This is a genomic window from Sphingomonas sp., from assembly GCF_040398505.1.
Taxonomy (GTDB): Bacteria; Pseudomonadota; Alphaproteobacteria; order Sphingomonadales; family Sphingomonadaceae; genus Sphingomonas.
This window is the reverse complement of sequence record NZ_JBBATX010000165.1, coordinates 1-4,256: the sequence shown is the minus strand read 5'-3', so window position 1 is coordinate 4,256 and position 4,256 is coordinate 1. Positions and strand designations below refer to the sequence as shown.

The following is a 4,256-nucleotide window of genomic DNA, read 5'->3' as shown; positions in this document are numbered from 1 at the left end:
CACGGTCGGCGATCGCGCGCTAAGTCAGGCGCGAACGGCACGGGTGCCGACCGGGGGAAGCATGGCCGATTTGTTCCGCAAGAAGATCATTGCGTTGGGCGACGATCGCCCGGTCGAGCACCGGCTGGCGCGGACCTTGTCCTGGCCGCATCTGGTCGCGCTGGGGGTCGGCGCAATCGTCGGGACCGGGATCCTGACGCTGATCGGCGTCGGCGCGGACCGCGCCGGGCCGGCGGTACTGGTCAGTTTCGCGGTCGCGGGCGCAATCTGCGCGTGCGCGGCGCTGTGCTATGCCGAAATGGCGACGCTGATCCCGGCCTCGGGCAGCGCCTATACCTATAGCTATGCGGTGCTCGGCGAATTGATCGCGTGGGTCGTCGGGTGGAGCCTGATCCTCGAATATTCGCTGGTCGTCTCCGCAGTCGCGGTCGGCTGGTCGGGCTATGCCGTGGGGTTCCTGCAAGGTTTCGGCGAACGGATCGGCGTGCCGCTCGATTTGCCCTGCGCGTTGACGCACGGGCCGGTGCTGTCGGGCAAAGTTTGCGGGCACATCGTCACCGCGACCGAATATGGCATCAACTTGCCCGCGATCTTCATCATCGCGGTCGTCGCCGGTCTGCTGATGCTCGGCACGCGCGAAAGCGCACGGATCAATTCGGTGCTGGTCGCGATCAAGATCGCCACGCTCATTCTGTTCGTCGCGGTCGCGCTGCCGCATTTCGATGCCGCCAATTTCTCGCCCTTTGCCTCGCACGGCTTCGGGTCGACCGCGGGCGAGGGGGGTGTGAAATATGGTGTGATGGGCGCGGCGGCGATCATCTTCTTCGCCTTTTACGGCTTCGATGCGATCTCGACCGCGGCCGAGGAAGCCAAGAATCCCGAACGCGATCTCGCGATCGGCATCGTCGGGTCGATGGTGGTGTGCACCGTCATTTACATGGTCGTCGCCACCGCCGCGATCGGTGCCGCCCGGCCCGATGTCTTCGGCAAGAGCGCCGAGCCGCTCGCCTTGATCCTGCGCCAGATCGGGCAGGGGACGATTGCCGAGATCGTCGGCGCCGCCGCGGCGATCGCACTGCCGACGGTGATCCTCGGCTTCCTCTACGGGCAGAGCCGCATTTTTCTGGTGATGGCGCGCGACGGCTTCTTGCCGCAGAGCCTCGCGAAAGTGTCAACGCGCGGCACGCCGGCGCGGATCACGCTGGTGACGGCGGTGTTCGTCAGCGTGATTGCCGCGCTGACCCCGCTCGACGTGATTGCCAGCCTCGCCAATGCCGGGACGTTGTGCGCGTTCGTCGCGGTCGCGGCCTGCGTCATGGTCTCGCGCCGCCGCGATCCCGCGATACGCCGCCCGTTCCGCACGCCGTTGGTGTGGGTGATCGCCCCCGCCGCGATCCTCGGCTGTGTGTATCTGTTCACCAGTTTGCAGACGGTAACGCAGATCTCGTTCTTGGTGTGGAACGGCATCGGGCTGGCGGTGTATTTCGTTTATGGCCGCGCGCGGGCGGTGATGGCGGGTTAGGCCGCCACGATGTGCGCGCGGAACCAGGCGGTGAGGGCGTCCTCCGCAAGCTCGCCCGCAGCCAGCGCCAGCACGGTATTGATCGCATCCTCCTTCTCGAACGCGATCTGAACCCCGCTCAAACGCAGGAACAGGCGCGCCATCACCCAGGCGGTGCGCTTGTTCCCGTCATTGAACGGATGGTTCCGGGCGATCCCAAAGGCATAAGCCGCCGCCAGCGCGCACAGATCGTCTTCGCCATACGCATGTTTATTGAGCGGTCGGGCGATCGCGGACTCGAGCAAATTGACGTCCTTGATGCCGCTCAGCCCGCCATGTTCGGCAAGCTGACGTTCATGCACGGCAAACGCTAGCTCGGCGTTGAGGAACCTCGGCTCGGCCATCTCACTTCGCCAGTACGGCCAGGATATCGCGATCCTCGCGCATGATCTCTTCCGCCGCCGTCATCGCTTCGACGAAATCGGGATCGATCGCCCGCAGCGCGATGCCGTGCGGCGTTTCGGTCACGTACAGATCGTCACCCAAGTCGACGCGCAACGTCGCGAGCACCTCGCGCGGCAGGACGACACCAACCGAGTTGCCGATCTTCACGAGCTTGAGCTTTTTGGCTTTGGGCGGATGGTAGTTCATACAACCATTATAACGCGAAACCTCCAAAAATTCAACCACTGGCCACCGTCAGCCCTGCCGCATACAGCACCCCCACAGGGAGCCTCCACCATGTCCGCGTCCAAGCAAGACGGTTCAAACCTCGTCGTGATCGCCGCCTTGCTTGCCAATCTTGGCATTGCGGTCGCCAAGTTTGTCGCGGCGTCGATCACCGGCTCGTCCTCGATGCTGACCGAAGGCTTCCACTCGGTCGTCGACAGCTTCAACCAGCTATTGCTGCTCTACGGCCAGCATCGCGGGCGGCGGCCACCCGATCAGGCGCACCCGTTCGGCTATGGCCGCGAACTGTATTTCTGGAGCTTCGTCGTCGCGATCCTGATCTTCGGGGTCGGCGCGGGCGTGTCGATCTATGAAGGCTGGGCGCATTGGAACAACCCGGAAGAATTGCGCGATCCGCTGGTCAATTACATCGTCCTCGGGGTCGCGCTCGCGCTGGAGGGCGGGTCGTGGCTCCTCGCGGTGCGCGAATTCTCCGCCGCCAATCGCGGGCGCGGCTGGTGGGCGGCGGTGCGCCAGTCGAAGGATCCGGCGGGCTTCATCGTGCTGTTCGAGGATTCGGCGGCGCTCGCCGGGCTGCTGGTGGCGGGCGTGGGGATCTGGGCGAGCCATGCGTGGGGCGATCCGCGCATCGACGGCCTGGCCTCGATCGTGATCGGGCTGATCCTCGGTGTAGTCGCGGCGCTGCTGGCGCGCGAGGCCAAGGGGTTGTTGATCGGGGAAGCGGCCGACCCCGCAGTTGTCGCGCAAGTCCGCAAGATCGTCGATGCGCGGCCCGAGATTACCGCGGTCAATCACGTCCGCACGCTCCACACCGCGCCGCAGAGCATCTTCGTCGCGATCAGCGCCGATTTCCGCGACACGCTGACGATGGGCGAGGCCGAGACGCTGATCGAGGAGATCGAGACCGCGCTGAAAGCGGCCGAGCCGATGCTGTCGTCAATCTATATCCGCCCCGAAAAGCGCGAGGATGCGGCGGACTTACCGATCACGCCACGACCATAGCCAAGCTTGGCGGCGCGCAACTTCTGATCCCCTTCCGCAGGCGGCACGATCTGCGATGCTGTCGCTTATGGAGGATCGGCGATGAGCAACACGACAGCACCCGCGGCGCACGGCGTCCCGCTTGTCAGCGCGGTGCGCGTCTGGGTGCGGATCGCGGCTTTGTCGTTCGGCGGCCCGGCGGGGCAGATCGCGGTGATGCACCGCATTCTGGTCGAGGAGAAGCGCTGGATTGGCGAGCAGCGTTTCCTCCACGCGCTCAATTATTGCATGCTGTTGCCGGGTCCCGAGGCGCAGCAGCTCGCTATCTATATCGGCTGGCTGATGCACCGCACGGTCGGCGGGGTGATTGCGGGCGTGTTGTTCGTGCTCCCCGGCATCGTCTCAATCATGGCGCTCAGCTGGATCTATGCGCTGTATGGCGCGACCGGTGTGGTCGCGGGGCTGTTTTTCGGGTTGAAGGCGGCGGTGCTGGCGATCGTCGCGCAAGCGGTGGTGCGGATCGGGCGGCGCTCGCTCGGAAACCGCGTGCTGCTCGGGGTCGCGGCGGTGGCGTTCCTGCTGATCTTCTTTTTTGCCGCGCCCTTTCCGCTGATCGTGCTCGGGGCAGGTGTGCTCGGCTATGTCGCGACGCGCGCCGGACGGTCCGAGTTCCGCTCGGGCGGTCATGGCGGCGGCGGCAAGGATGGCTTTGCCGATGCCGACAGCGCGCTCGGCGAAGCGCTGCCCGATCATGCCCGCGCCGCCGGCTGGCGCGCGCTAAAGGTCCCCGTGGTGTGCGCGCTTGCCTGGGGCACACCGGTCGTCGCATTGCTACTCGCGGTCGGGCCGGAGAATGTCTTCACGCGCATCGCGCTCTTCTTTTCGGGCGCGGCGATGGTGACGTTTGGCGGGGCCTATGCGGTGCTCGGCTATGTCGCGCAGGCGGCGGTGCAGGACTATCACTGGCTGCGTCCGGGCGAGATGCTCGACGGCCTCGGCATGGCCGAGACGACACCGGGCCCGCTGATCATGGTGCTGCAGTTCGTCGGCTTTATGGGCGCGTATCGCGATGCCGGAGCGCTTA

At 65.7% G+C, this 4,256-nt stretch carries 5 protein-coding genes; 3 read left to right on the top strand and 2 right to left on the bottom strand.

Annotation, left to right across the window (positions count from 1 at the left end; genetic code table 11):
* The first annotated feature begins 61 nt into the window (after window positions 1-61).
* Entirely contained in the window at window positions 62-1,522 is a 1,461-nt protein-coding gene (locus ABWP09_RS13805; RefSeq protein ID WP_353205701.1) for an amino acid permease, read from the top strand.
* Here ABWP09_RS13805 and ABWP09_RS13800 read toward each other — a convergent pair.
* A complete protein-coding gene (locus ABWP09_RS13800; RefSeq protein ID WP_353205700.1) occupies window positions 1,519-1,905 on the bottom strand; it encodes a type II toxin-antitoxin system death-on-curing family toxin in 387 nt (128 codons plus the stop codon). The genes ABWP09_RS13805 and ABWP09_RS13800 overlap by 4 nt on opposite strands.
* Window position 1,906: 1 nt before the next feature.
* Complete coding sequence (locus ABWP09_RS13795) at window positions 1,907-2,152, bottom strand: AbrB/MazE/SpoVT family DNA-binding domain-containing protein (RefSeq protein ID WP_353205699.1); 246 nt, start codon at window positions 2,150-2,152, stop codon at window positions 1,907-1,909.
* Between the two features lie 90 nt (window positions 2,153-2,242).
* On the opposite strand from ABWP09_RS13795, the gene ABWP09_RS13790 reads away from it, so the two are divergent.
* Window positions 2,243-3,193, top strand: a complete 951-nt coding sequence (locus ABWP09_RS13790) for a cation diffusion facilitator family transporter (RefSeq protein ID WP_353205698.1) — start codon at window positions 2,243-2,245, stop codon at window positions 3,191-3,193.
* Window positions 3,194-3,274: 81 nt separating this feature from the next.
* Window positions 3,275-4,256 (top strand): chromate efflux transporter (gene chrA, locus ABWP09_RS13785; RefSeq protein ID WP_353205697.1); only part of this gene is annotated, 982 nt, incomplete at its 3' end.

Bases quoted from the DNA above. Each gene is read 5' to 3' on its own strand.
- ABWP09_RS13805 (WP_353205701.1), top strand. From the start codon at position 62: ATGGCCGATTTGTTCCGCAAGAAGATCATTGCGTTGGGCGACGATCGC.
- ABWP09_RS13800 (WP_353205700.1), bottom strand. From the start codon at position 1,905: ATGGCCGAGCCGAGGTTCCTCAACGCCGAGCTAGCGTTTGCCGTGCAT.
- ABWP09_RS13795 (WP_353205699.1), bottom strand. From the start codon at position 2,152: ATGAACTACCATCCGCCCAAAGCCAAAAAGCTCAAGCTCGTGAAGATC.
- ABWP09_RS13790 (WP_353205698.1), top strand. From the start codon at position 2,243: ATGTCCGCGTCCAAGCAAGACGGTTCAAACCTCGTCGTGATCGCCGCC.